The following is a 26,083-nucleotide window of genomic DNA, read 5'->3' as shown; positions in this document are numbered from 1 at the left end:
AAATTTCAACTGCATAAAATTAGAAAGGAGAGATTTTTTGTCGAAAAAGATAGCACTCATCGGAGCTGGCGTAGCCGGTCTAGCAAGTGCAATACGTTTGCAGCACGAAGGATATGAAGTAGAAATTTATGAAAAGGAAGCCATACCTGGCGGGAAGATGCATCAAATCAAAAAAGATGGTTATACTTTTGATTTAGGTCCTAGTATTGTTATGATGCCACAAATTTATAGAGAAGTTTTTGAATTAACAGGAAGAGATCCGGATGACTATATCCCAATGAAAAGACTGGATCCTATGTATACGGCCTTTTTTGGAACAGAAGATAAAGACAAGTTTGATGTCTCTTCTGATTTAGTCAAATTAATGCAATCCCTAGAAGGAATTAGTGATGAAGATGCGAAGGGTTTTTTGAGTTATCTTCAAGATATTTATGGTCGTTTTATTGTAGCAAAAGATCATTTTTTGCAACGTCCTTTCCGTAACGCATTGGATTTTTATAACCCGTTTATGATCAAACAGGCTTTGAAATTAAAAACATTTGATAGCGCCAATCATTCCATCGGTAAATTTGTAAAAGATAAACGATTGCAGCAGATGCTTAGCTTCCAAACCTTATACATAGGAGTTTCGCCGGTTAACGGACCTTCTCTTTATACCATCATCCCTATGATTGAATTGCTCTATGGCGTTTGGTTTATTGAAGGTGGTATGTATACAATGGCCAAATCTATGGAACGCTTATTTTTAGAGTTGGGTGGAAAAGTTCATTACAATTCACCAGTAGAAAAAATCTTGATTGAAGACAAACAGGCCTATGGAATTTTATTACGCGATAAAGAGATTCTGGCGGATTATGTTGTCTGTAATGCTGATTTCCCATACGCTATTAAAAATTTGGTGCAAGACACTGCTGCTAAAGGGAAATACACAGATAAAAAAGTTGATAGTATGAAGTACTCTTGTTCTTGCTTTATCATGTATCTAGGTATGGATCGTAAATATGAAGGTGTTGATCAGTTGCACAATTTTGTGTTTGCTGAGGATCTAGATAAAAATCTTGAAGATATTTTTGCTGGTAAATTACTAGATAATCCTTCTTACTATTTATACATGGGTTCAAAGATGGACCCATCTATGGCTCCAGAAGGCAAAGATGGACTTTATCTATTAGTCCCTGTTTCTGATTTATCTATTGCAGATTATGAGTGGACTGAAGAAACGATCCAGCATTATCGATCAGAAGTTTTAAATTCGTTGAAACAACTTAAAGGTTTTGAAAATGTTGAGAATGAGATCGTATCAGAAAGCTATATGACACCTATTGATTTCAAAGAAAAATTCAATGCATATAATGGTGCCTGTTTTGGACTGAGACCTAATCTATTACAAAGCAATCATTTTCGTCCACAAGCTAAAGCTAAAAATTGTGAAAATCTCTACTTTGCTGGAAGCAGTACACACCCTGGAGCAGGTGTGCCAATCGTATTGATGTCTGCAAAAATTGCTACCGAAGAATTAATCTTAGATGATCGCGGAGTTAAGGCATAATCCATTACTGTATGAAACTTAGTCAATACTATGGGAGGCCTGGATATGGAAATGAACAGACAAGAAACTATAAAACAAGATTATCAGTACTGCGAACAGATTATCAAACACCATTCTAAAAGTTTTTATTATGCATTTTCGCGTTTGCCAAAAGCCAAAGCACAAGCTATATTTGCCATTTATGCTTTTTGTCGAAGGGCTGATGATAGTGTGGACTTGGTTGAAACAACAGAAGAACAACTTTTGGCAGTAACAAATTTAGAAGAAGAATTGTCCTTATTTGAACAAGGAAATCCAATTGACCATCCTATTTGGAGGGCGTTAACAGATGTCTTTAAACGTTACAATATGTCTATTGAGCCATTTTACGATCAACTAACAGGACAAAAAATGGATATTGAATTTGCTGAACCTAGGGATCTTTCTGAATTAGAGACCTACAGCTACTATGTTGCTGGATCTGTTGGGTTAATGTTGTTGCCCGTTTTAGCTTCACAGTCGGATAAAGATCTTACTCAGCTAGCAATTAAACTAGGAATTGCTATGCAGTTGACCAATATCTTAAGAGATGTTGGCGAGGATTTTCAAAAAATTGATCGAATCTATCTGCCAATTGCTGAGTTGACTACTGAAAACTATACAAAAAAAGATCTAGAACAAAGAATAATCAACGCTAATTTTATCCGCATTTGGGAAAAATTAGCTCAACGTGCCGAATATTTGTATGATGAGGTGCAAGAAGATTTTCGCTATTTTGATGAAGATAGTCGATTACCAGTCAAACTTTCGTCAGCTATTTACCGTGGGTTATTGGATGCTGTACGTAAGAACAACTATGATTGTTTCAACAAGCGTAATTATGTATCGCCACTAGAAATGCAGCGTATTTACAAATCAATAAAATAAGAATTTGTCCTTGACGAATAAGCCGTATAGCTTTAGTTTAGGACTTTTCTTGTCTATTCGTTATAATGAACTACGTGAGGAGTGTGTTTAAATATGTCAACTCAAAAGAAAACAGTTATCGTTATCGGTGGAGGGTTAGGTGGCCTTTCAGCAGCTATTTCATTAGCGCAAAGTGGATATGACGTAGCACTTTATGAACAAAATCATCATCTTGGGGGCAAATTAAATCGATTGGAACAAGATGGCTTTGGATTTGATTTAGGTCCTTCAATTTTAACAATGCCTCAAGTATTCGAAAAATTGTTTACAGGTAGTAATCGTAAGATGGCTGACTACATATCAATTATTCAACTAGACAATCAGTGGAGATCATTTTTCCCAGACAATTCAGTTATTGATCTGTACAGCGATTTAGAAAAAATGAGCAAGAAAAATAGTGAGTTAAGTGAAAAGGACATGAAGGAGTATGCAGAATTTTTAAAGTATGCTAAAAAATTGTATGAAGCAACTGAAAAAGGTTATTTTGAAAAAGGTCTAGATAAAACAGGAGAAATTTTTCGTGAACATGGCTTATTTGGTTCGATGAAAGACTTTGATTACTTTTCATCCATGTACGATGCGATTGAAAAAAGAATTAGCAACCAAAAAGTGCGCGATATGTTGGCTTATTTTATTAAATACGTTGGATCTTCTCCATATGATGCTCCGGCGGTATTGAACATGATGATTTATATGCAACATGCTCAGGGTGTATGGTATGTTCCAGGAGGTATGCATAAAATTGCTGAAGGATTAGTTAAACTAGCAACTGAGATAGGTGTAGAACTGCATACTGGTCTGGGTGTTACATCCTTTATCAAGGACGAACAAAATAAAATCAGTTCTGTAGAACTTGAAGATGGAACTCTAAGAAAAGCTGACTATTATATTTCCAATATGGAAGTTATTCCGGCTTATCAAAAATTATTGAATGAGGAACCTGCTTTTATTGAAAAATTAGAAAAACGTTTTGAACCTTCAAGTTCGGGATTAGTGATGCATCTTGGAGTGGATAAAGAATATCCACAGCTTGCTCATCATAATTTCTTTTTCTCAGCTGATCCAGCCAACCACTTTGATACAGTCTTTAATCAGCGCAAGTTACCTGAGGATCCAACTATTTATTTAGTAAATGTGAATAAAACAGATAAAGCTCAATCAAAACCTGGTCATGAAAATATTAAAATTTTGCCTCATATTCCATATATTCAAGATGAGCCATTCACTCATGAAGAGTATCTTTTACTTCGTGAACGGGTATTGATCAAGTTAGAAAAGATGGGATTAACCGATTTACGTAAGCATATTGTGACAGAAGACCTGTGGACACCAGATGATATTGAAAAAACTTATGGATCACATAAAGGTTCAATTTACGGAACTGTTTCTAACCGCAAGAAAAATCATGGCTTTAAGCATGCTAAGCATAGTGAACGGTATGACAACCTCTATTTTGTTGGCGGAACTGTAAACCCAGGTGGCGGTATGCCAATGGTTACGATGAGTGGGCAACAAGTGAGAGATAAAATTGTTCAAAGAGACCAACAAGATGATAACTAAAGCAGGCGTTAGCGACAATAAAATAAACTGGTCCATTATCCAACAGCATCAAAAAAGACGAGTAGCGGATAGTGATCATTCAAAGACAACCGAGCGAAAACAACTTTTAGAGCTGTTGCGTATGCTGTTAACGGAGAATGAATCCGAGTTACTCGCTGCTTTGCACAAAGATCTAGGCAAGTCAGCAGAAGAAGCCTATGCTTCTGAACTGGCGGTATTGCTTCAAGAAATAGATTTTATGAAACGTCACTTGAATAATTGGCAACAGCCTAAAAAGAAACATCAAATTAAATTAGGCTCTATGAGCAAAACAACAGTTGAACACCATCCGTATGGATCTATATTGGTTATTAGTCCATGGAATTACCCTTTACAATTAGCGCTTATGCCTGTAATAGGAGCTCTTGCAGTAGGAAATAGCTGCTTTATTAAACCCTCTGAATTTGCTCCAGAGACAGCCAAGCTTCTAGCTAAGTTAATAGAGACTTACTTTTCACCAGATGTTTTGGTGGTTGTGAATGGAGACTCCTCAGTAGCTACTGAGCTATTAGAATTACCTTGGGATTTTATTTTTTTTACAGGGAGCAAAAAAGTAGGAACCATTGTACATCGTGCAGCTGCTAACAAACAGATCCCTGTTGTGTTAGAGCTAGGTGGTAAAAATCCTTGTATCGTTGATGAAACTAATTTAACAAAAGCAGTTGTGCAACGGATTATATGGGGGAAATTTTTAAATGCTGGTCAAAGTTGCATTGCTCCTGATACCATTTATGTTCATCAAACGATTTATCTCCAGTTTCTTCAAATGGCAGTTGAACAAATCAAACTGTTTTATGGTCTGCATCCACTTGAAAAAGCAACGATAGGGCGAATGCCCTATGAAAAACAATATGAAAAGATAGTCGATTTTTTGAAACAAGGAAGTATTTATTACGGTGGAAATGTTGATGCTGAGCAAAAAAGGATAGAGCCAACGATACTGATAGATATAACAGCACGTAGTCCGATTCTTTATGAAGAAATATTCGGTCCAATTTTACCAGTAATCCCTTATACAAACTTGTCAAAATTAGTAAACGAACTTAAGCGATTAGACGATCCGCTTGTCACATATGTTTTTAGCAAAAATAAAAAAAACGGTGAGTATATTAAAGATAAACTACGGTCAGGAGCCTTTAGTTTGAATCAAGTGATTTTACACGCAATTAGTTCTGATAGCTCATTTGGCGGAGTAGGGGCTAGTGGATTTGGACGCTACCATGGATCAGCCAGTTTAGATGTATTTAGCTATGAGCGAACAGTCTACACTAATCTTTTGCCATTTAATATCCAAAAACAATACCCGCCCTATCAATCTAATGATTTAAACCTGCTTCGTAAATGGAGACGTTGGTTATTTTAGGAGGAGCAATGATGCTGTTCATAATTATATTATTAAGCCTTATTTCAGTAATCAGTGGTTTCTTGATGCTTTGGAAAGTTCCTTTGGCTATTAAAAGCGCTGGTAAGGTTAGTGTGAAAAAAACGGTTTCGATTATTATTCCTGCGAGAAATGAAGAAAATCGTTTGTCTGTGCTGTTGGCATCTTTAAACAATCAGTCATACAAACCGGTAGAAGTCATTGTTGTAGACGATGAGTCCTCTGACAGGACAATTGTTGTTGCTCAACAACAGGGTGCGAAAATTATTAGAAAGCAAAAAAGTGATGATTGGACGGGAAAATCCGCTGCTTGTTGGAAGGGAGCAAAAGAAGCAAAAGGAGATTGGTTGTTGTTCTTAGATGCAGATACGTTCTTTGAAAATCGAACTAGCTTGGAGCAATTGTTAGCGACTTATCAATCTGTCGATGCAATTGGAATTCTCTCATTTCAACCATTTCATAAGATAACAAAATTGTATGAAAATTTATCTGCGGTGTTTAATATTATTTTAATGGCCGGTATGAATGTATTTACCCCGCTAGGTACTCAAGTTAAGACGGCAGGATCATTTGGACCTTGTATTTTATGTGATAAAGAAGAGTATTTTATTGTCGGCGGACATAAAGCTATAAAAGGAGCTATAATGGATGATCTTGCTCTAGGTGAAAAATTCATGGAAAACAATTTTCTAGTTCGCTGTTATGGAGGTCGGGGATTAATCCAGTTTCAAATGTACCCTGAAGGAATCAAGCAATTGGTCGAAGGATGGACAAAAAGTTTTGGCACGGCTGCTCAGTCTACCCATCCCATAGTTACAGGTCTGATTTCACTTTGGATTAGTGGAGCATTTTTTACAATTGGTTCTTTAATAGTAGCTTTGCTGTCAAATGATGCTAGTTTGGTAATTCTAACCAGTTTGTTTTGTGTAACCTATGCCGTACAATTCTATTGGCTTGCTTGCCGTTTTGGCCAATTCAGTTTATTGATCTTATTTGGTTATCCGCTATTCTTTTTGTTTTTTATCGGTTTATTTATATGGTCCCTCTTTTTGACAAAGGTACTCCATAGAGTCACTTGGAGTGGACGGAAATTGGAGGTGTAGACCAATGCAGCTCATAGAATTTTCAATTATGTGGACCATCATCATTGACAGCATCGCATGGGCATTTTTCCAAATTGGAATTTCTTTTTTTACCTTGTCTTTACCAGAATGTTATTTTCAAAAACAATCCTTTATCTATCCAGTGAGAAAGTGGGAAAATGAAGGGCAATTTTGGCAAACACATTTTGATATAAAGAAATGGGCGAAAGTTATTCCTGATGGTACGCGAATAGTAAAAAGTGGTTTTTATAAAAAAAATCTACAGCAAAAAGAAACAAAGTATCTTGAACTATTCATACTTGAAACAAAGAGAGCTGAACTTACACATTGGCTCTCCATACTACCTTCTTTCCTATTTTTTTTATGGAATCCCGTCTGGGCTGGATGGATTATGGTAATTTATGCGCTACTGTTTAATGTACCGATTATCCTTGTGCAGCGGTATAATCGTCCACGTCTTGAAAGAGTACTTAATCGCAAGAACGCAAAACAATAAAAATGTGCCCATTCTGATTTTAGTAGAATGAGCGCATTTTTTTATTGGAGAAGACTTAAAAATGTGATAAAAAAACCGATAGTATACGTAGTGTTATGTTAATCAATTTGTATTAAACATTTGGAGGAATTACAGTGGGCGTATTTATTGCATTAGTTATTGGTTTTGGTTCCATGATCATTGGTTTTATGGGTGAAGGAGGACACGTAAGTGCACTAATCTCTTGGACCCCAGCAGTAATCGTTTTTGGTGGGACTCTTGGAAGTGTACTACTTGCGTTCCCTCTAGAGTATGTGAAAAATATCGGAAAAATAATAAAAGTTTCTTTCACAGCTAAATCAAAAGATCTAACAACGATTATTGCTTATTTCAGCACGTTAGCAGCTAAAGTAAAAAGAGAAGGCGTACTAAGCATTGAATCAGAAGCAGCTGATAGTTCAGATGTTGACCCGTTTATAAAAAAAGGAATCCAATTAGTTGTGGATGGAGAATCCTACGAAATGATACGAGACACATTAGAGCTAGAAATGGATGCTATTTCAGAAAGACATAAAACAGGAGCTGCAATTTTTAATTCAGCAGGAGGTACTGCACCAACAATGGGTATTGTAGGAACGGTACTGGGTCTAGTTCACGTATTAGGGGGATTGGCTGATGCGGATATGTCTCAATTAGGAGCTAGCATATCATCTGCATTTTTAGCTACTCTTTATGGGTTAGCAAGTGCGAACTTAGTTTTCCTTCCTATTGCAACGCGTTTGAAAAAAATTGCCCAAAAAGAAGATATGGAAAAGGAATTGATTTTAGAAGCTATTTTAATGATACAACAAGGTGTTCGACCTAATTTAATAAATGAAAAATTAACCGGTTTTCTTAATGGTTCAGAAATCATATTAGATAGTAACAGTATACATGAAGGAAAGGCAGTTCCTGAAGTATGAGTAGACGAAATAAGAAACATGAAGAAGAACCAGAAAACCATGAGCGATGGCTGTTATCTTATGCAGATTTTATCACCCTGTTAATGATATTTTTTATCATTATGTACTCCATGAGTGAAATGGATAAATCAAAATACAATGAGCTTGCTTCAGTTTTTAGTATGGAAATGGGTGGAGGCGGAACTGGGATACTTGAAGGAGAAAGCGAATCCGGTGACGGAGAAAATTCTAAGGGTTCTACAGAGCTGACAGAAGAAGAGCAACAAGAAGAAGTAAAAGAAACGATTGATGCGTATATTGATACTAGTGAGCTCAATGATAGTGTCACGACTTCTATCGAAGAACGGGGACTAGTTTTAAGTTTTAACGATGCACTTTTTTTTGACAGTGGCAATGCAGAAATAAAAGCAGATCAGCAAAATAAGTTCATTGATATTGGGAAGTTATTAAACCAACCAGCATTAAAAGATAGTTTCATCCGTGTAGAGGGTTATACAGATTCTGTTCCCGTCTCAAATCCAAAGTATAAATCCAATTGGGACCTTTCAGTTTTAAGAGCGAGCAATGTAGCTCAGATTATCATAAATGATTCAGGAATCAACCCAAATCGAGTTTCGGTAGTAGGATATGGAGAATACCGACCAAAATCCGATAATAAAACAAATGAAGGCCGACTTGAAAATAGAAGAGTGGACATATTGATCTTAAATAGTGAATTTAATAACACAGAACAGGTAGCGCAATAAAAAAAGAAGCTCAGATGAGTTTCTTTTTTTTATACATATAATTTCAATTCTAGTAGTTGACAAAAAACGATTACGAGTGTAAACTATAAATTGTAGAACGATTACAAATGTAGTCGAAAGAAAGAAGGGTATTAATGATTAACAAAATCCAACCAAATATTTCAGATGCTGAATGGGAGATCATGCGGGTAGCATGGACGAACCATACGGTAACCAGTAAACAAATAACAGAAATAGTAAAAGAAAAAATGAATTGGAAACAAGCAACGATAAAAACATTGATTGGTCGACTAGTTGAAAAAGGAATGTTGAAGACCGAAGCGGTTGGCAATAAGTATTTATACAGCCCAATAATTACTGAAGAAGAAAGTTTGAAAAGTAAAACAACTGATTTTTTTGATCACTTATGTAATCGAAAAGTAGGAACAACTATTGCTGATCTTATTAGTGAAGCAACATTGAGTCATGCAGATGTTCAAATGCTAGAAGACCTGTTACAACAAAAAAAAGGAGAAGCTGTTGACAGCGTTCCGTGTGATTGTATACCTGGGCAATGCGACTGCCAACATAGCCATTCATAAAAAAGGAGTGAATCGAATTGACTGATAAATCATTTAAAATTGAGGGCATGAGTTGTGCAACTTGCGCACAGACTGTTGAAAAAGCCACGAAAAAATTACCTGGAGTCAAAGAATCAAGTGTGAATTTGGCTACTGAAAAAATGACTATTCAATATGATGAAGCAATTCTTACAGATAAAGATATTCAAGAAGCCGTTAATCAATCAGGATATAAAGCTGTAACTGATACAAAACAGAAGACTTTTGCAATTGAAGGAATGACTTGTGCATCATGTGCTCAAACAATTGAAAAAGTAACTGGAAAATTAACAGGAGTAGCAAATGTGAGTGTGAACTTAGCTACCGAAAAAATGAGTATCCAATATGATCCAGATCAATTAGGAGTAGCGGATATTACAAATGCCGTAAAAGAATCTGGTTATGAAGCTCATGAAGAAATCGAATCAGCCGATGCACTGGACTTAGATCGTGAAAAAAAAGCACAACACATAAAAGATATGTGGCAGCGATTTTGGATTTCAGCCGTTTTTACGATCCCTTTATTATATATTTCAATGGGCCATATGTTAGGAATGCCATTACCTGAAGTGATTGATCCTATGATGAATGCTGGAACTTTTTCTTTTACTCAATTGATTTTGACTTTACCAGTTATCGTTCTCGGGAGGGAATTTTTTAAAGTCGGATTCAAAGCTTTATTCAAAGGTCATCCCAATATGGATTCGCTTGTTGCTTTAGGAACGAGTGCGGCCTTTGTATACAGCTTAGCTGCAACTATAGGCATATGGTTGGGAAACAATGGTTTAGCTATGGATCTCTATTATGAATCTGCGTCAGTTATTTTGACGTTGATTACACTTGGAAAATACTTTGAAGCTCTTTCAAAAGGGAAAACTTCTGAAGCCATCAAAAAACTAATGGGTCTTGCTCCAAAACAAGCTAGAGTATTACGAAATGGACAAGAGCTAGAAATAGCAGTAGACGAAGTACAAGTAAACGACCTGATCATTGTGAAACCAGGTGAAAAAATGCCAGTCGATGGAGTAGTGATCGAAGGTATGACGTCAGTTGATGAAGCGATGCTGACTGGAGAAAGTATACCAGTTGAAAAAACAAGTGGTGATGCGATCATTGGAGCAAGTATCAATAAAAACGGAACGATTCAATACAGAGCTACAAAAGTTGGTAAAGATACAGCCTTATCTCAAATCATTAAATTGGTTGAAGATGCACAAGGTTCAAAAGCGCCTATTGCAAAACTAGCCGATATTATTTCTGGATACTTTGTACCGATCGTTATCGTATTGGCAGTTCTATCAGGAGTAGTTTGGTATTTGGCTGGAGAGTCAGGGGTATTTGCTTTAACGATCACGATTTCTGTATTGGTTATTGCTTGTCCATGTGCGCTAGGATTAGCGACACCAACAGCTATTATGGTCGGTACAGGAAAAGGTGCTGAACATGGCGTTTTAATCAAAAGTGGCGGAGCACTGGAAAAAACGCACAAAATCGACACGATTGTTTTTGATAAAACGGGCACACTGACTGAAGGAAAACCTAAAGTAACAGATATTGTAACCGTCAGTGAATTATCTGAAGATGAATTGTTGATTCTTGCCGCCTCGGCTGAAAAAGGATCTGAACATCCTTTAGGAGAAGCAATTGTTCATGGAGCAGAAAATAAAGCATTAACTCTTCTAAAAACTCAAACATTTAATGCTTTGCCAGGACATGGGATTGAAGTAACCATCGATAATCAATCTCTTTTATTAGGAAATAAAAAATTAATGGTCGACCGTGGTATCTCACTTGATGCAGTAGAGTCAATTTCCGATAAGTTAGCAAGCGAGGGTAAAACCCCAATGTATATTGCTAAAGATGGCCAAATAGCAGGGATTATTGCCGTTGCAGATACAGTAAAAGCAAATAGCTTGAATGCCATTGAAAAATTGCATAAGATGGGATTAGAGGTAGCCATGATTACTGGTGACAATAAACAGACCGCTGAAGCCATCGCAAAACAAGTAGGAATTGATCGTGTGTTAAGCGAAGTTTTACCAGAACAAAAAGCAAACGAAGTGAAAAAATTACAAGCCGAAGGAAAAATAGTCGCTATGGTGGGTGATGGTATCAATGATGCTCCTGCTTTAGCGCAAGCTGATATTGGGATTGCTATCGGTTCAGGTACAGATGTTGCTATGGAATCTGCAGACATTGTGTTGATGAGAAGTGATTTGATGGATGTACCGACAGCTGTGGAATTGAGTAAAGCAACCATCAAAAATATCAAAGAAAACCTATTTTGGGCATTTGGCTACAATGTTTTAGGAATTCCTATCGCTATGGGACTGCTCCACATTTTTGGAGGCCCATTATTGAATCCGATGTTGGCTGGAGCAGCAATGAGTTTCAGTTCAGTATCCGTATTGATCAATGCACTGCGATTAAAGAGATTCAAACCCTAGTCAAAATGGAACAAAGTGAAATGATTATTAATGAAACGGAGTGATGAGAAATGAAAAAGGAATTAACCATTGAAGGCATGAAATGTGAAGGTTGCGCCAGCACTGTAGTTGAAAAATTCCAATCAGTTGAAGGCATTGAGCGTGTCGTTGTTGATTTAGAAACTAAACAAGCGATTGTCGAAAGCCCTAATGAAATTGATGAAACAATTTTAAACCAAGCATTAAGCGACACAAATTACACTATTGTAAGTAGCAAATAGTGGTTCTAAAATTTTTAGTATAGGTAGATTAAAGACTCACTTTTCTATGGAAGAGTGAGTCTTTTTTTGTTCACTTGTTCGTGAAATCAGCTTTGACGAACAAGTGAGTCTCTTTTTTTGTTTCACTTGTCCGTCAAGAGCCCTCTCATGGAAGACTGAAACAAATTTTTCGTGCCACTCTTCCGTGAAAAGGTGTTTCATGGAAGAGTGGCGTCCTCTAGTAATCAGAAAAGTAAGAATAAATGAATCAACTTGCTAGATAAACCAAAGAAGAGTATCCTTTTAAGTAATAAATTAGGGGGAATGAAGATGGGAATCGATAACGAATTATTAACAGAGTTTAAAACCCGATTTGATGCAAATAATACAAATCAGGTGATCAAAGGCGCCATAGCAAAAGTTGGTATTGATGATGCTTCTTTAGATAATAATGTTTTAAGAAGGCATCCTTTCGAGTTCTCAAACGAAACCAAACGCGGAGCAATAACAAATCAACAGTCCAGCGGCCGGTGTTGGATGTTTGCCGCTTTAAATACGGCTCGTGTAGATACAATGGAAAAGTTAAATATGGAGAGTTTTGAGTTTTCACAAAATTACACGTTATTTTGGGATAAACTTGAAAAGGCCAACTATTTCTTAGATAGTATTTTAGAAACACTAGATGAACCGCAAAATGCTAGAATTATTTCTCATTTATTAATGGATCCGGTTCAAGACGGCGGACAATGGGATATGTTTTCAGGACTCCTAGAAAAATATGGTGCAGTTCCCAAATCTGTTATGCCCGAAACTTTTCATTCTTCTAATACAAGAAAATTAAACTCAATTCTAACATCTAAACTCAGAGAATTTGCTTGTCAATTACGTGAAGAATATAAAGGTGGATCCTCACTAAACGAATTGACAGCTAAGAAAGAAATGATGCTGTATTTCATCTATACTGTGCTAGTAAAAGCATTGGGTGAAGTTCCTGAGTCGTTTACGTATACCTATCGAAACAAAGAGGGCGAATACTGTCGTATTAGTGAAGTCACTCCACAAGATTTTTTTAAAGAATACGTAGGTTGGGATCTAACAAGTTTAGTCAGCTTGCTAAATGCACCAACTGAAGATAAACCATTTGGAAGAGCCTATACTGTGAAGTATTTAGGAACTGTTAAAGAAGCAAAATCGATTCAATACATCAATGTTCCGATCCAAGTACTAAAAGAAGCAGCAGTTGCTTCAATTAAAGACGGACAACCTGTGTGGTTTGGCTGTGATGTGGGCAAAATGTCGATAAGAGATGTTGGGATTATGGATGAACACAGTTACAATTATGAGTTGACATTAGGTGAGGGTAGCGGATTAACAAAAGCGCAACGCTTAGATTATGGCGATAGCTTATTGACTCATGCAATGGTATTTGTGGGAGTAGATTTAGACGAACAAGGTCAGCCTCTAACGTGGAAAGTTGAAAACAGCTGGGGAGAAAAATCAGGTAAAAAGGGAATTTATTCTATGAGCGATAAATGGTTTGAGGAATTTAACTATCAAATCGCTGTGGACAAAAAATACATTCCTGAAAAATGGTTAAAAGCCTTAGACGAACCTATTATAGAATTAGAACCGTGGGACCCAATGGGTGCTCTAGCTTTGGTAAAATAATAATAAAAAAACAAGGGTTTGAAGAAATGAGACTTCAGACTCTTGTTTTTTGCTTTTTAGAGAAATAAAACATGCTATAATCTACAGTAGAAAAGAAAAAAAGGAGTGATCTTGGTGGCAAGAGAAAAGAAATTTTCAACAGATGATATTTATTTGCAGACACATAATCTTTTGATAAAAGAAGGTTATGAAAAATTTTCGTTTAGTTTGCTAGCCAAATCATTAAATGTTTCAAGAGCGGCCATTTATAAATATTATACGAATAAAGACGAACTTATCAGTGATTACTTAGTAGGACAGATGACACAAATGATGGAAGAGTTCAATCAAATAAACTGGTCTTTGGACTATTCAGATCATTTTGATCAATTATTCGAGTTGATTTTTAAGTACCGAGAAACACATTTGATATCAAATGCTCTTCCTCATGACAAAATGGTCATCAGTATTGAAAAACAAAAACAAAAGAAGACTATTTCTGGAGAGGTCCATGGACATTTTTTTAATTATATTCAACAATTTATTCAGACAGGTAAAACAAACGGTCACATAAAAAAAGAAATACCCGATAGTTTAATTGTTGGTATTATTTTTCATAGCATTAACATACCCGATCGTTCTAATTTAAGTTCCCAAGAAAGGGCTCATTTTATCAAGATGATCATTAAAAATGGTGTTTTTGACATTTCAAAGTGACACTAGTGTCACTTTGTTGTATACTACTCTTTGTAAAGATAAGTATTTAAAGAAATGGGGTAGGATAAATGTTTTTAGCACTGAAGGAACTAAAACACTCCAAAGGAAGATTTATTATGATTGGTTTAATTATAGTATTTATTTCGTGGCTTGTGTTTGTATTATCTGGTCTTGGAACAGGGTTATCTGATTTAGCAACTTCGACGTTAAAATATTCGGAGGCAGATTACATTGTTTTTGAAAAAGAAACGGATTTTAGTTTTTCTAAGTCAATTCTTTCTGAAGACTTGGAGAAACAATTGCTAGACGAAAAAGGGGTCGAAGCTGTCGCTTCAATGGGAACGGTATCGGCTTCAATACGTTCTGCTGCCAGTGATGAAGAGAATGCAATAAAGACGGATGTCCTTATAGCGGGTATTCAGCCCGGATCATTTATGGAGCCGGCTGTCAGTTCTGGAAAAGCACTAATAAACAGTAATTCAAATGGTGTAACTGTGGATGAGTCGCTGAAAGAAGACGGTTTTTCATTAGGTGATAAGTTAGCAATCAATGGATCTAATGAAGAAGTGGAGATTATCGGTTTTGTCCAAAATGAAACTTTAAATCATCAGCCGGTTATTTTTGCACAATTAGATAAATTTCGTGCTATTAAGTACGCTGCACCTGGTTCAGATAACGGTATAGAAAATCCAGTTAATGGAATTCTACTTCAAGGAACGGATGTAGATGTGGAAGCAATAAATGAAACAATTGATGGCATTGAGATAGGGACAAAAGATGAAGCTGTAAATGCAGTTCCTGGGTATACAGCTGAAAATGGCACGATCATGATGATGCTTTGGTTTTTAATTATTATTTCAGCTTTTATTATTGGTGTGTTCTTTTATGTTTTAACCAATCAAAAAACGCAGCAATTCGGTGTGCTAAAAGCCATTGGAGGAAGCAACGGATTTGTTATTAAAACAGTTATCTCACAAGTTTTCGTTTTATCAGCTGTCAGTATCTTAGTAGGAATTGGGCTGACATACCTTACTGCTGCAGTATTACCAGAGGGCATGCCTTTTAACTTAAAACTCCCTATGGTCATCATTTATAGTATCGTTTTACTAGCGATAAGTGTCTTAAGTTCGTTATTTTCTGTGATCAAAATTTCAAAAATTGATCCGTTAACAGCATTAGGGAGGTTGGAATAATGTCTGGTATTCAATTAAAAAATGTCACAAAACGTTATCAAGATAGTGAAAGTGAAACAATTGCTTTGAACCAAGTTTCAATGACTGTGGATAAAGGAGAATTTGTAGCTATTATTGGACCATCTGGTTCAGGAAAGAGTACTTTTTTAGCAATTGCAGGAGCTTTATTGAAGCCTTCTGAAGGAGAAGTATTTATTAAGGATAGAGCAATATCCTCTTTGAATGAAAAAGAGTTAGCACAAGTTCGTTTGGAACAAATTGGTTTTATATTGCAAACATCAAACTTGATTCCGTACTTGACTGTATTAGATCAGTTATTAGTTGTTGTAAAAATGAAGGGTTCCATTACTGAAGAAATGAAAAAAATAGCAAGAGAACTCTTAACAGATTTAGGATTAGACAAAAAATTCGAGAAATTTCCAGACAAGCTATCTGGTGGTGAAAGACAACGAGTGGCTATTGCACGTTCTTTTATGAATGATCCAGATGTTATTTTAGCAGATGAACCCACAGCTAATCTAGATACTGCACGTGCTCATGAAGTTGTACAGTTGATTGCAAAAGAAGTGAAATCTCGCAATAAAGCAGCTATTATGGTTACCCATGATGAACGCATGTTGAAATATTGTGATCGCGTTTATCGTATTGAAGATGGCGTACTTAAAGAAGAAAAAACTGTATAATTTGCAAACTAATCATTAATAAAAGAGCCATTAGTTGGTAGCCATTCGGTAGTATACTGAATGGCTACCAACTAATTTTTTTATACTTTAATATGTAAAAAGAAGACTGTTTCTATTTTAAAAGAAATCTATTTTTTAATTAAAAAATGGTTAGAAACAAAAAAATATGTTAGGATAGTGAAGGAAGAATTTAGCGATAAAAGTAAATTCTTTTTTTGTTTATAAAAGGAGTGAATAAAAGATGAAAAGGATCAAATTAGGATTAGTAACAAAGTTGCTAATAGCAATTATTTTAGGTATTATTTTTGGACAAATGGCTTTTTTGCCAGATTTCATTATTCAAATACCGGTTACGATTTCTGCTCTATTCAGTAGTTTATTAAGTTTTATTATCCCATTGATGATCATTGGTTTTGTGGTAGTGGGTATTGCGGATCTTACACAAGGAGCAGGAAAGTTATTAGGAATCACCACATTGATGGCCTACTCTTCAACATTAATTGCTGGTTTTATCGCGTATTTTATAGCTGTGAATGTCTTTCCATTATTTATTGATAGTGGATTAAGTGCTGAAGGTATCGGTGAAAAAGCTAGCCTTGCACCATTATTTTCCATCCCTATAGAGCCTATTATGGATGTTACTTCTGCCATTGTTTTTTCTTTCATGATCGGGATTTGCATTTCTTGGTTAAGAGGACAAGGCAAAGGAGATACTATGTACAACTTTTTTAGTGAATTTAGTTTGATCATCAGTAAACTACTCAATTCGCTGATTATTCCGGGACTGCCAATTTTTATATTTGGTAATTTTGTGAATTTGAGTTATACAGGAAGCGTATTTTCGATTCTTTCGGTCTTTTGGAAAGTATTTGTGATTGTGATTGGTTTGCAACTCATTCTTGTGTCACTCTTTTTTGTGATTGCTGGACTTTATACAAAGAAAAATCCCTTAACATTAATTAAAAATCAAATTCCAGGCTATATAACAGCAATTGGAACACAATCCTCGGCAGCAACTATTCCAGTGAACTTAGAAGTGGCTAAAAAGAATGGTGTATCGGCACAAATTCGTGAATTTGTCATCCCATTATGTGCTACGATTCATTTATTGGGTAGCATTGTAACGGTCACTTCATGTGTTACAGCTGTTTTATTGATGTACAATATGCCTGTACAGTTCGGTATGATGGCAGGATTTATTGCAATGTTAGGTATAGCTATGGTAGCAGCACCTGGGGCACCCGGTGGAGGCATTATGAGCGCTCTACCCTTTATGACAATGGTTGGCATAGATCCAACGGGTGTGCTGGGGAATCTTTTGATAACCCTGTATTTAACACAGGATAGTTTTGGGACTGCAGCAAATATTTCAGGAGATAACGCTATTGCAGTTATCATGGATAAAATTTACTTTAAACACATCTTAAAAAAGAATAATTAATGATAGGAATAGGAGAAAAACGTCTAGTTTACCATAAGCTAAGCGTTTTTTCTTTTATTAAAAATCAAAAGAAAAAATCTATTAATTGATTAAACAATTCTAGAAGGAAATGATTAAGAAAAATGGTAATATAAGGATAAGAAAATGAGTTTAGTACTAGCTGGAGGGATACATATGGAATTTAAAACAGACGTTGCAATTGCACAAGAAACGACAATGAAACCAATAGTAGAAATTGCTGAGAAATTAGGAATCAATGACAATGCGATTGAACAGTATGGAAAGTATAAAGCTAAAATCAATGAACTAGAATTAACAGATTTAGAGACTAAAAAAGAGGGGAAGTTGATTCTTGTAACGGCTATTACGCCAACTCCAGCTGGAGAAGGAAAGACAACGACAGTAGTTGGATTAGGAGACGGGCTTCAAAAAATAGGCAAAAAAGCTGCAATAGCGCTTAGAGAGCCATCTTTAGGACCTGTTTTTGGTATGAAAGGTGGAGCAGCAGGAGGCGGATACGCTCAAGTTGTACCAATGGAAGATTTAAATTTGCATTTCACAGGGGATTTCCATGCCATTAGTGCAGCCAATAATTTATTAGCTGCTATGCTGGATAATCATATTCACCACGGGAACACACTAGCGATCGATACACGAAATATTACATGGAAACGTGTGGTAGATATGAATGATCGCCAATTGCGGTTTATCGTTGATGGATTAAATGGCAAAACGAATGGTGTTCCACGCGAAGATGGATTTGATATCACAGTAGCTTCAGAAATCATGGCTATCTTATGTTTATCAATGAATATGGAAGAAATGAAAGAAAAGTTAAAAAGAATCATTGTAGGCTACAGTGTAGCCGGACAACCGGTTACTGCAGGAGATTTGAAAGCACATGGGGCAATGGCAGCTTTATTAAAAGAAGCCTTGAAACCGAACTTGGTTCAAACATTGGAACATACGCCAGCATTTATTCATGGAGGACCATTTGCCAATATAGCTCATGGATGTAACAGCATCAAAGCAACGAAATTAGCTTTAAAATATGCAGATTATGTTGTCACTGAAGCAGGCTTTGGTGCTGACTTAGGAGCTGAGAAATTCATGGATATTAAATGCCGTTTATCAGGTTTGGAGCCTGCAGCTGTTGTAGTTGTAGCAACGGTAAGAGCATTGAAAATGCATGGAGGAATGGCTAAAAAAGAATTAAAAGAAGAGAATGTGGTAGCTCTTGAAAAAGGTTTACCTAATTTAATGAAGCACATTGAAAATATGCAAACCGTTTTTGGTATGCCAACTGTTGTAGCCATCAATAAATTCCCAACGGATACCGTTGAAGAATTAGCATTAGTGAAAGAAAAATGTGAAGAACTTGGAGTACATGTGGTTTTATCAGATGTTTGGGAAAACGGCGGTAATGGGGGACAAGATTTAGCTAGAGCAGTTGTTGATTTGGCGGAACAAAAAAGTACGTTAACCTATGCTTATGAGTTAGAGGATTCGTTGGTAGAGAAAATGACTAAAGTTGTTCAAAAAGTATATGGGGGTGAAGGAATTGTATTAGCTCCTGGAGTGAAAAAAGAAATTACTCGTCTAGAAGATCTTGGATTCGGGAACTTACCTATCTGTATGGCAAAGACACAATATTCTTTCTCAGATGATAAAAATAAACTAGGCCGACCGGAAGATTTTACAGTGACCATTAAAAAAGTAAAAGTTTCTGCTGGAGCAGGATTTATAGTTGTATTAACGGGTGATATTATGACAATGCCAGGATTGCCAAAAACACCGGCAGCAGAATCGATTGATGTGTTAGCAGATGGAAGAATCATTGGATTATTTTAATTTTCTTTGACCATTAAAGAAAGGGGATCATGGCAATGAAAGAACAAACGATTGAGCATTTTTTAACCGATCTTTCTGCAAAAAAATCCACCCCTGGAGCAGGTGGTGCAGCGGCATTAGTGGCTGCATTAGGTTCTTCTTTAGGTAGTATGGTTGGGAATTTTACTATTGGAAAGAAAAAGTACCAAGCCGTTCAGAGTGAAGTAGAAAAAATTGTTGAAGAGTTAGAACAAATCAAACTGGAGCTAGAAGAATTGATTCAAAAAGATGCAGAGGCTTTTTATCCTCTAGCACAAGCTTATAAGTTGCCTAAAGAAACACCAGCCGAAATAGACTATAAAGAAAACGTAATAGAAGAAGCATTAGTAGGAGCTTCAGTCGTCCCGATTGAAATAATGGGACATACGCTAAGAGCGATCGAGTTGCTTGAGCAAATGTCAAAAATTGGGAATACGATGCTGATTGCAGATGCTGGAACTGGAATTGTTTTTTGCAAAGCTGCTTTAGAAGGGGCTAGTTTAAGTGTTTATATCAATACGGCTTCAATGAAAAATAATCATAAAAAAGAATCATTAAATCAAGAAGCTGACCAGCTATTAGAAAAAGGAACAACGATTGCAACTAACGTTTACCAAAAAATCAGTCGTTCATATAAATTACCAAATCAATAAAAGTTTAAGGGTAGGAAGAGGCAATCAATGACAGAAAAAATAGAAAAGCAAGCATTGAGGAAAAAAATGATTTCTTTACTCAATAACATTTCTGCTGAAGAAAAAGCAGCAATTGAACTAAAACTAGAAGATAATTTATTTAGGTCGAGTGAATGGAGATCAGCTAAGAGAATAGGTGTTACGCTTTCCCAAGGATTTGAATGGAATACATTAGGGATCATCAAGAAAGCTTGGGAAGAAGGAAAAATGGTTTGTGCTCCAAAGTGCGTTCCAGAGCATAAAGCAATGATTTTTTATGACTTCACAAGTACGGAACAATTAGAAAAGGGTTTTTATAATCTAATTGAACCGAAACCTGCAAAAACAAAAAGGGTAGATAAAACGGAGATTGATCTAGTATTGGTTCCAGGATTGATTTTTGATAAAAAGGGCTACCGAGTAGGTTTTGGTGGCGGTTATTATGACCGTTTTTTGAAAGACTTTCCGAATCGTACAGCAGGACTTATTTACTCAAAGCAAGTAACTTCAGCTCTTCCAATAGAACCATTTGATATACCAGTACAAAAAATCATAACGGAGAAACCCGAGTAAATAACAAAAAAAGCCAAAGAGATTAAATATAAAATCTCTTTGGCTTTTTTTTGTTATTAGCTATCAATACTAAGAATTTCTGACAGCATATACTATTTTGATAAATCGACACCTAAATAGGAATCGAATAAATCATATAGTTCCGGATGCTTTTTTTTCAAAGAAACAGGTCGATTTTCCTTGTCTAAGAAACAATGTTTGCTTTCTCCTGTCGTCCGCAACTGTCCGGTAGTTTTATCTAGAATTTGATAAGAGATCGTCAAACGAATACCGTTAAAGGCTTCAATCTTAGGTATGATGTAAACACGATCGTTGTAATACACCATTGATTTGTAGTGGCATGCAATTTCTAGAACAGGAACAATGATTCCGAGTTTTTCCATTTGATCGTAACCAAAGCCCATTTGATCTAATAAATTGGTTCTAGCTTCTTCAAACCAACGGATATAATTTGAATGATGAATAATTCCCATCTGATCCGTTTCATAATACTGAGCTAGATGTTCGTACAAGTCGAAATTTTTTTTCATATCTGCGTTTCAGTCCTTACTACTGTTTACTAGTATGATAGCATATTTAACTCTTCTTATGTTCATCAAAAATAGAAGAGTCAGTTAAGTTTTATTAGCTGGTGTTCTCAGTGAATATTCGTAGTATACTTCTTAATAGAAGAACTTTCAAAAAAGTGATGAGCTAAATTTTTACAGGAATGTTAACAAAGGAGAGTACTCATGCGATTATTACATACAGCAGACTGGCATATTGGAAAAATTGTCAATGAAATGTCGATGTTAGAAGATCAAGAATATTTTCTTGATCAATTAATTGAAAAACTAAAAACAATACAGGTAGACGCCTTAATTATGGCGGGAGATCTATACGACCGTGCGATGCCTTCAAAAGAAGCAGTAGCTTTAGCTAATAAAGTATTAACGAGACTGATTCAAGAAGTTGATCTTCCTATTTTAGTCATAGCAGGCAACCATGATAGTAATGAACGGGTAGAATATGGAGCAGATCTTTTAGCAACCAATCAGCTCTATATTGAAGGAACTGTCAAAGAAGTGACAAGAAAAGTAACTCTTAAAGGAGTTAACTTTTATTTACTGCCTTTTGCAGACTATGCTTATATCAGAGAACTGCTGCAAGATGAGACAATTAAAAGTTTAGAAGATGCCACAAGGGTTCAAATAGAAGCCATCAAAAAAGAAATGGATCCTTCAGAAATCAATGTTTTGATAGCACATGGATATGTCATTAATTTAACCAATGATACTTCTGAAACGACTGATTCAGAAAGACCGTTAAGTATTGGAACGGCTGAATACGTGAGCGTGGAGCTGTTTGAAGACTTTGATTATGTAGCGTTGGGTCATTTGCATAAGGCTCAAAAAGTAAAGTATGATCGTATCCGTTACAGCGGATCGATATTAAAATATTCTAAATCAGAAGCGGTGCATAAAAAACAAGTATCCCTAGTAACGTTAGAAAAAAATCATGTTGAGATTGAACCAATCTATATCGAATCTAAACGAGATATGCGTATCCTCAAAGGTTTCTTTGCTACATTAATGGAACAGCATTCAGATGATTATGTGTTTTTTGAATTGCTGGATGAAAATTTTGTTATGGATGCAATGAATCAACTGCGTCGTCGTTACCCAAATGCGATGGGCTTGGAATATGCAGCTCAAAAAGAACGCGAAGAAAACGCATCAACTATACATCAAGAACATTTGAAAAAATTATCAGTCCAAGATATTTTTGATGATTTCTATGCACATTACAAAGAAAAAGATTTAACTGTTGAACACAAAAGTATTATTAACAACATTTTGCATGAAATGGAGAGAGGGGAGTAATATGAGACCATTAAAATTAGTTATGAATGCTTTTGGACCTTATAAAGAAAAAGTTATGATTGATTTTACTCAATTTCACCAACAAACGCTATTCTTAGTAAGTGGTCCTACTGGAGCAGGAAAAACTACGATATTCGATGCTATTGCTTACGCTTTATATGATGATGCAAGTGGAACAAGTCGTGGAAAAGATTCTTTTAAATCACAATTTGCTACAGATGAAGTGCTCTGTTTCGTAGAGTTAGAATTTGAAATAACGGGTAAAAAGTATTTTATTAAAAGAAGTCCTGCGCAAAAAGGGCCTGGTAAAAATGGGAAGTTGAAAAATTGGTCTTCAGAAGTGGAATTTCATCATAACGGCACGGTTACCACCAAAATTAATGAAGCAAACAAAGAAATTCAGGAATTGCTTTCATTATCGTATGAACAATTTAAGCAAATCGTTATGCTTCCTCAAGGCGAATTTAAAAAAATGCTGGAATCTAACAGTGCTGATAAAGAAAAGATTTTTCGGAATATTTTCCAAACAGATATGATCAAAGAATTTCAATCGATTTTAAAAGAAAAGGCCAGCGATCTAAAACAAGAAATCAACCAAAGTGAGAGTACCTTACAACAATTTGTTGGAATGATCCCTGAGCACTCTAATGATATCTTAAATGAAGCTGTTGCATATTTCGATATACCAACTATTATAAAAGAATTGGGTCATATAGTTGAAAGTTATCAAAAAAAGATTGTGGACATTGAAAAAGAACTCGCAACTTTAGATGGAAAATACCATAGTAATAAACGGAAAATAGATTTGTTAACTGTTGTAGATTCTCTAGAAAAAGAAAAGAACTTGTTGGACGACAGTAAAGAAATGATTGAAATCAAACGTGTGAATTTGCAGCTTGCTAAAAAAGCAGAAGATTGTTTGGAAGTAAAACGGCAACTAGAAAGAATCGTTAACGAAAAAGAGGCCATTGAAAAAGAACAATGCGAAGAACAACAGAATTTAGCTGAAACAGTAGATCAATTAGATGAAACAGAAAAAAATTATGTTGGTTTACAAACGGCTTATAATGAATTGCCAAATAAGCGAGAAGCTTTGAACAATTTGAAAGAACAAGAAAAGTTACTGAGTGAGCGATCAACTAAGTACGATGTTCAAGCTAACTTAGAGAAAGAAAATGAGCAACACTTACAGTCGATTCAATTGCTAAAAATCAAAGTTGATACAGTGGAAGAACAACTAAAAGAACAAGAACTTGAACTGAAAGAAATCCAGCAGGCAAAAATAAATATGTTGGAGAAGCAGCGCGAAGCAAGTAGTTTGCAGCAAAAACAATACGAAACTAAAAAACAGCAAGAGTCTTTAAATGAGCTAAGTGTATTTTTAGAAAAACAAGCTGTTAAAGCTAGTGAATTTCAAGAAATAGAAAACCAATTTACTCAAATAGAAAGGCAATACCAAGAACAACGGTTGGTTTATAATCGTAATATCGCTGGTGTTCTAGCGAATGATTTAGAAGAGCATAAGGCATGTCCTGTATGCGGATCGCTTCATCATCCTTCTCCGGCACTGGTGGCACCAGACACGATTTCAAAAGAAATGCTGGAAGAGTTAGAAATACAAAAAAATGAAGCGGGTATGAAGTTTGATCGAATCTCTATTGAGTTACAAGGATTAAATGAAACTATTCACTCTAGTGAAAAAAACTTGGCTATTCGAAAAAATGACGTACAGCAAGAACGAAATAAAATTGAACGCCAAGTATTTAATGAAAATAAGCACCAACAGCAACTAACAGCAGAGTTAGCTGATTTGCAAAATAGGGTAAATACAGAAGGGGAAATTGAGAAGAATAAACAAGAAAAAGTACTTCAAATAAAAGAAAAAGAATCAACCATTCAAGAGCTTCACTCTTCAGTTCAATACAATAAAAAGCGAATCGATGAATTGAAAATAGAAATTGATTTGTTAAATGAAACTGTAACAGAAATTGATCTATCGGCGCTGCATAAACAAATTGAAGAAAAAACAAATGAAATCACACATATTGAAAATGACTACATTGAAGCTCAAGAAAAGAAAGTTCAACTAGAAAAAATGCTGACCCAATATCAGACAAGTACGAAATCTTTAGAAAAACAAGTAAAGACTTTACTTGAACGAGAGTCTGAGATGGGAGAAAAATTGAAGCAGCAATTAGCAGTAAACCATTTAGAGGATACTTTCGAAAGCTATTTACTGAAACAAGAAACTAAGCAGCAATTGGGAGAAGAAATAGAATCGTTTGATAAGAAAAAATGGACGAATCAAGCGAATATCTTGGAACAAAAAAAGCTGCTTGAAAAAGAAGGAACCACTCAATCCTGTGAAGTATATACATTGGATAATCAAGAAATTGAACGTGAAAGCATGACATTGAAAGAACAACAGCATGAACAGATTGGAACGAACAAAACAGTACAATCTATTCTTTCTCAAATCCAACTGAACCATCATGCAAAAAAGGATCAACAAGAAGAATATCTAATGTACAAAGAGTTAGCCGAGATGGCTAATGGGTCAAAAGAAACAGATTATATTTCATTTGAACGGTATGTTTTGGGGATTTATTTTGAAGAAATCATTGAAGCAGCGAACACACGGTTTACTCAAATGACTACTAATCGTTATTCGCTTATCCGTAATAAAGAAAAAACAAAAGGTGCAGGTCCTAAAGGATTGGATCTAGATGTATTTGATAATTACACTGGCATGAAAAGAAGTGTTAAAACCTTATCGGGTGGAGAAAGTTTTAAAGCATCTTTAGCACTAGCCTTAGGTTTAAGTGATGTGATTCAAAATCATAGTGGAGGAGTCAGTGTAGATACTTTATTCATCGATGAAGGTTTTGGCACACTAGATGTGGATTCATTAGACAGTGCAATTGAAACATTATTTGAATTAAATCAACGTGGTCGATTAGTAGGGATCATTTCTCATGTTGAAGAGTTGAAAACGAGAATACCAGTCCATATTGAAGTAACAAAATCTTCTAGAGGAAGTCATGCTACTATAAAAGCATAAAAAAAGATCAGGACTTTTGAACTGGTCCCTGTCAAGTAGACAGTGTAAAAAATAAAAACATATTTGTTTTAGACTTATGCTATGTGCATAAGTCTTTTTTCGTGTAGTCCTTCCATAGGTAGGAGGATTAACTAGCCAAGAGATACTTTCTACGGAATGCCAATGGAGCCAAGCCATTGAATTTCAAAGTGATTCTACGTTCATTATAGTATTGAATGAATTGATCAATTCCCTCTTCCAGTATTGAGAGCGTATTAAACCGTTTACGATAATAATATTCTGCTTTCATCAAACCAAAAAATCGTTCAATCGGTTGATTAT

At 35.6% G+C, this 26,083-nt stretch carries 23 protein-coding genes; 21 read left to right on the top strand and 2 right to left on the bottom strand.

What is annotated here, in order from left to right:
• Positions 1-37: 37 nt before the first annotated feature.
• From ABS911_RS04320 to ABS911_RS04230, 19 genes are all read left to right on the top strand, one after another.
• Complete coding sequence (locus ABS911_RS04320) at positions 38-1,549, top strand: phytoene desaturase family protein (protein WP_350466483.1); 1,512 nt, start codon at positions 38-40, stop codon at positions 1,547-1,549.
• A gap of 45 nt (positions 1,550-1,594) precedes the next feature.
• Positions 1,595-2,455 (top strand): phytoene/squalene synthase family protein, encoded by an 861-nt coding sequence (locus tag ABS911_RS04315; RefSeq protein ID WP_350466482.1) that lies wholly within the window; start codon positions 1,595-1,597, stop codon positions 2,453-2,455.
• Between the two features lie 93 nt (positions 2,456-2,548).
• On the top strand, positions 2,549-4,054 hold the full coding sequence (locus ABS911_RS04310; protein WP_350466481.1) for a phytoene desaturase family protein: 1,506 nt from the start codon (positions 2,549-2,551) through the stop codon (positions 4,052-4,054).
• Positions 4,044-5,456, top strand: coding sequence for an aldehyde dehydrogenase family protein (locus ABS911_RS04305; RefSeq protein ID WP_350466480.1), 1,413 nt, complete (start codon positions 4,044-4,046; stop codon positions 5,454-5,456). The genes ABS911_RS04310 and ABS911_RS04305 overlap by 11 nt, the downstream gene beginning before the upstream one ends.
• A gap of 11 nt (positions 5,457-5,467) precedes the next feature.
• Entirely contained in the window at positions 5,468-6,577 is a 1,110-nt protein-coding gene (locus ABS911_RS04300; RefSeq protein WP_350466479.1) for a glycosyltransferase family 2 protein, read from the top strand.
• 4 nt (positions 6,578-6,581) lie between these two features.
• The gene (locus ABS911_RS04295; protein WP_350466478.1) at positions 6,582-7,073 is read left to right on the top strand and encodes a glycosyl-4,4'-diaponeurosporenoate acyltransferase CrtO family protein; all 492 of its coding nucleotides are present in this window, start codon (positions 6,582-6,584) and stop codon (positions 7,071-7,073) included.
• Between the two features lie 134 nt (positions 7,074-7,207).
• A complete protein-coding gene (locus ABS911_RS04290; RefSeq protein WP_350466477.1) occupies positions 7,208-8,014 on the top strand; it encodes a motility protein A in 807 nt (268 codons plus the stop codon).
• Entirely contained in the window at positions 8,011-8,760 is a 750-nt protein-coding gene (locus tag ABS911_RS04285) for an OmpA/MotB family protein (RefSeq protein WP_350466476.1), read from the top strand. Before ABS911_RS04290 ends, ABS911_RS04285 begins: the two co-directional genes overlap by 4 nt.
• A gap of 134 nt (positions 8,761-8,894) precedes the next feature.
• Positions 8,895-9,341 (top strand): CopY/TcrY family copper transport repressor, encoded by a 447-nt coding sequence (locus tag ABS911_RS04280; protein ID WP_350466475.1) that lies wholly within the window; start codon positions 8,895-8,897, stop codon positions 9,339-9,341.
• 17 nt (positions 9,342-9,358) lie between these two features.
• Positions 9,359-11,806, top strand: a complete 2,448-nt coding sequence (locus tag ABS911_RS04275; RefSeq protein WP_350466474.1) for a heavy metal translocating P-type ATPase — start codon at positions 9,359-9,361, stop codon at positions 11,804-11,806.
• A gap of 50 nt (positions 11,807-11,856) precedes the next feature.
• Complete coding sequence (locus tag ABS911_RS04270) at positions 11,857-12,066, top strand: heavy-metal-associated domain-containing protein (RefSeq protein ID WP_350466473.1); 210 nt, start codon at positions 11,857-11,859, stop codon at positions 12,064-12,066.
• A gap of 309 nt (positions 12,067-12,375) precedes the next feature.
• On the top strand, positions 12,376-13,713 hold the full coding sequence (locus ABS911_RS04265) for a C1 family peptidase (RefSeq protein WP_350466472.1): 1,338 nt from the start codon (positions 12,376-12,378) through the stop codon (positions 13,711-13,713).
• A 114-nt stretch (positions 13,714-13,827) separates the two neighbouring features.
• Positions 13,828-14,409 carry a TetR/AcrR family transcriptional regulator gene (locus ABS911_RS04260; RefSeq protein ID WP_350466471.1) on the top strand — a complete coding sequence of 194 codons (582 nt, stop codon included), beginning with the start codon at positions 13,828-13,830 and terminating at the stop codon, positions 14,407-14,409.
• A gap of 116 nt (positions 14,410-14,525) precedes the next feature.
• Complete coding sequence (locus tag ABS911_RS04255) at positions 14,526-15,602, top strand: ABC transporter permease (RefSeq protein WP_350466470.1); 1,077 nt, start codon at positions 14,526-14,528, stop codon at positions 15,600-15,602.
• Complete coding sequence (locus ABS911_RS04250; protein ID WP_350466469.1) at positions 15,602-16,285, top strand: ABC transporter ATP-binding protein; 684 nt, start codon at positions 15,602-15,604, stop codon at positions 16,283-16,285. Before ABS911_RS04255 ends, ABS911_RS04250 begins: the two co-directional genes overlap by 1 nt.
• Before the next feature lie 241 nt (positions 16,286-16,526).
• Positions 16,527-17,726 carry a dicarboxylate/amino acid:cation symporter gene (locus tag ABS911_RS04245; protein WP_350466468.1) on the top strand — a complete coding sequence of 400 codons (1,200 nt, stop codon included), beginning with the start codon at positions 16,527-16,529 and terminating at the stop codon, positions 17,724-17,726.
• Between the two features lie 174 nt (positions 17,727-17,900).
• Positions 17,901-19,577: a formate--tetrahydrofolate ligase gene (locus ABS911_RS04240; RefSeq protein ID WP_350466467.1), complete on the top strand. Its 1,677-nt coding sequence runs from the start codon at positions 17,901-17,903 to the stop codon at positions 19,575-19,577.
• A 35-nt stretch (positions 19,578-19,612) separates the two neighbouring features.
• The gene (locus ABS911_RS04235; RefSeq protein ID WP_350466466.1) at positions 19,613-20,248 is read left to right on the top strand and encodes a cyclodeaminase/cyclohydrolase family protein; all 636 of its coding nucleotides are present in this window, start codon (positions 19,613-19,615) and stop codon (positions 20,246-20,248) included.
• A gap of 27 nt (positions 20,249-20,275) precedes the next feature.
• Entirely contained in the window at positions 20,276-20,839 is a 564-nt protein-coding gene (locus ABS911_RS04230) for a 5-formyltetrahydrofolate cyclo-ligase (RefSeq protein ID WP_350466465.1), read from the top strand.
• Positions 20,840-20,931: 92 nt separating this feature from the next.
• On the opposite strand, the gene ABS911_RS04225 is transcribed toward ABS911_RS04230, so the two are convergent.
• Entirely contained in the window at positions 20,932-21,369 is a 438-nt protein-coding gene (locus tag ABS911_RS04225; protein WP_350466464.1) for an acyl-CoA thioesterase, read from the bottom strand.
• A 201-nt stretch (positions 21,370-21,570) separates the two neighbouring features.
• Between ABS911_RS04225 and ABS911_RS04220 the strand changes: the two genes are divergently transcribed.
• Both ABS911_RS04220 and ABS911_RS04215 read left to right on the top strand, forming a co-directional pair.
• The gene (locus ABS911_RS04220; protein ID WP_350466463.1) at positions 21,571-22,701 is read left to right on the top strand and encodes an exonuclease SbcCD subunit D; all 1,131 of its coding nucleotides are present in this window, start codon (positions 21,571-21,573) and stop codon (positions 22,699-22,701) included.
• Position 22,702: 1 nt separating this feature from the next.
• Positions 22,703-25,762: an AAA family ATPase gene (locus ABS911_RS04215; RefSeq protein WP_350466462.1), complete on the top strand. Its 3,060-nt coding sequence runs from the start codon at positions 22,703-22,705 to the stop codon at positions 25,760-25,762.
• A 127-nt stretch (positions 25,763-25,889) separates the two neighbouring features.
• Here ABS911_RS04215 and ABS911_RS04210 read toward each other — a convergent pair.
• On the bottom strand, positions 25,890-26,083 hold a 194-nt coding region (locus ABS911_RS04210; RefSeq protein WP_350466461.1), incomplete at its 5' end, for an IS3 family transposase.

It is taken from the genome of Carnobacterium sp., from assembly GCF_040274425.1.
Note: the sequence above shows the minus strand (reverse complement) of the source record. Positions and strands in the feature narration are given on the sequence as shown.

Coding starts and splice junctions, on each gene's coding strand:
- ABS911_RS04270 (WP_350466473.1), top strand. CDS start 11,857: ATGAAAAAGGAATTAACCATTGAAGGCATGAAATGTGAAGGTTGCGCC.
- ABS911_RS04240 (WP_350466467.1), top strand. CDS start 17,901: ATGGAATTTAAAACAGACGTTGCAATTGCACAAGAAACGACAATGAAA.
- ABS911_RS04285 (WP_350466476.1), top strand. CDS start 8,011: ATGAGTAGACGAAATAAGAAACATGAAGAAGAACCAGAAAACCATGAG.
- ABS911_RS04215 (WP_350466462.1), top strand. CDS start 22,703: ATGAGACCATTAAAATTAGTTATGAATGCTTTTGGACCTTATAAAGAA.
- ABS911_RS04315 (WP_350466482.1), top strand. CDS start 1,595: ATGGAAATGAACAGACAAGAAACTATAAAACAAGATTATCAGTACTGC.
- ABS911_RS04235 (WP_350466466.1), top strand. CDS start 19,613: ATGAAAGAACAAACGATTGAGCATTTTTTAACCGATCTTTCTGCAAAA.
- ABS911_RS04225 (WP_350466464.1), bottom strand. CDS start 21,369: ATGAAAAAAAATTTCGACTTGTACGAACATCTAGCTCAGTATTATGAA.
- ABS911_RS04310 (WP_350466481.1), top strand. CDS start 2,549: ATGTCAACTCAAAAGAAAACAGTTATCGTTATCGGTGGAGGGTTAGGT.
- ABS911_RS04305 (WP_350466480.1), top strand. CDS start 4,044: ATGATAACTAAAGCAGGCGTTAGCGACAATAAAATAAACTGGTCCATT.
- ABS911_RS04300 (WP_350466479.1), top strand. CDS start 5,468: ATGCTGTTCATAATTATATTATTAAGCCTTATTTCAGTAATCAGTGGT.
- ABS911_RS04280 (WP_350466475.1), top strand. CDS start 8,895: ATGATTAACAAAATCCAACCAAATATTTCAGATGCTGAATGGGAGATC.
- ABS911_RS04255 (WP_350466470.1), top strand. CDS start 14,526: ATGATTGGTTTAATTATAGTATTTATTTCGTGGCTTGTGTTTGTATTA.
- ABS911_RS04265 (WP_350466472.1), top strand. CDS start 12,376: ATGGGAATCGATAACGAATTATTAACAGAGTTTAAAACCCGATTTGAT.
- ABS911_RS04220 (WP_350466463.1), top strand. CDS start 21,571: ATGCGATTATTACATACAGCAGACTGGCATATTGGAAAAATTGTCAAT.
- ABS911_RS04245 (WP_350466468.1), top strand. CDS start 16,527: ATGAAAAGGATCAAATTAGGATTAGTAACAAAGTTGCTAATAGCAATT.
- ABS911_RS04230 (WP_350466465.1), top strand. CDS start 20,276: ATGACAGAAAAAATAGAAAAGCAAGCATTGAGGAAAAAAATGATTTCT.
- ABS911_RS04295 (WP_350466478.1), top strand. CDS start 6,582: ATGCAGCTCATAGAATTTTCAATTATGTGGACCATCATCATTGACAGC.
- ABS911_RS04250 (WP_350466469.1), top strand. CDS start 15,602: ATGTCTGGTATTCAATTAAAAAATGTCACAAAACGTTATCAAGATAGT.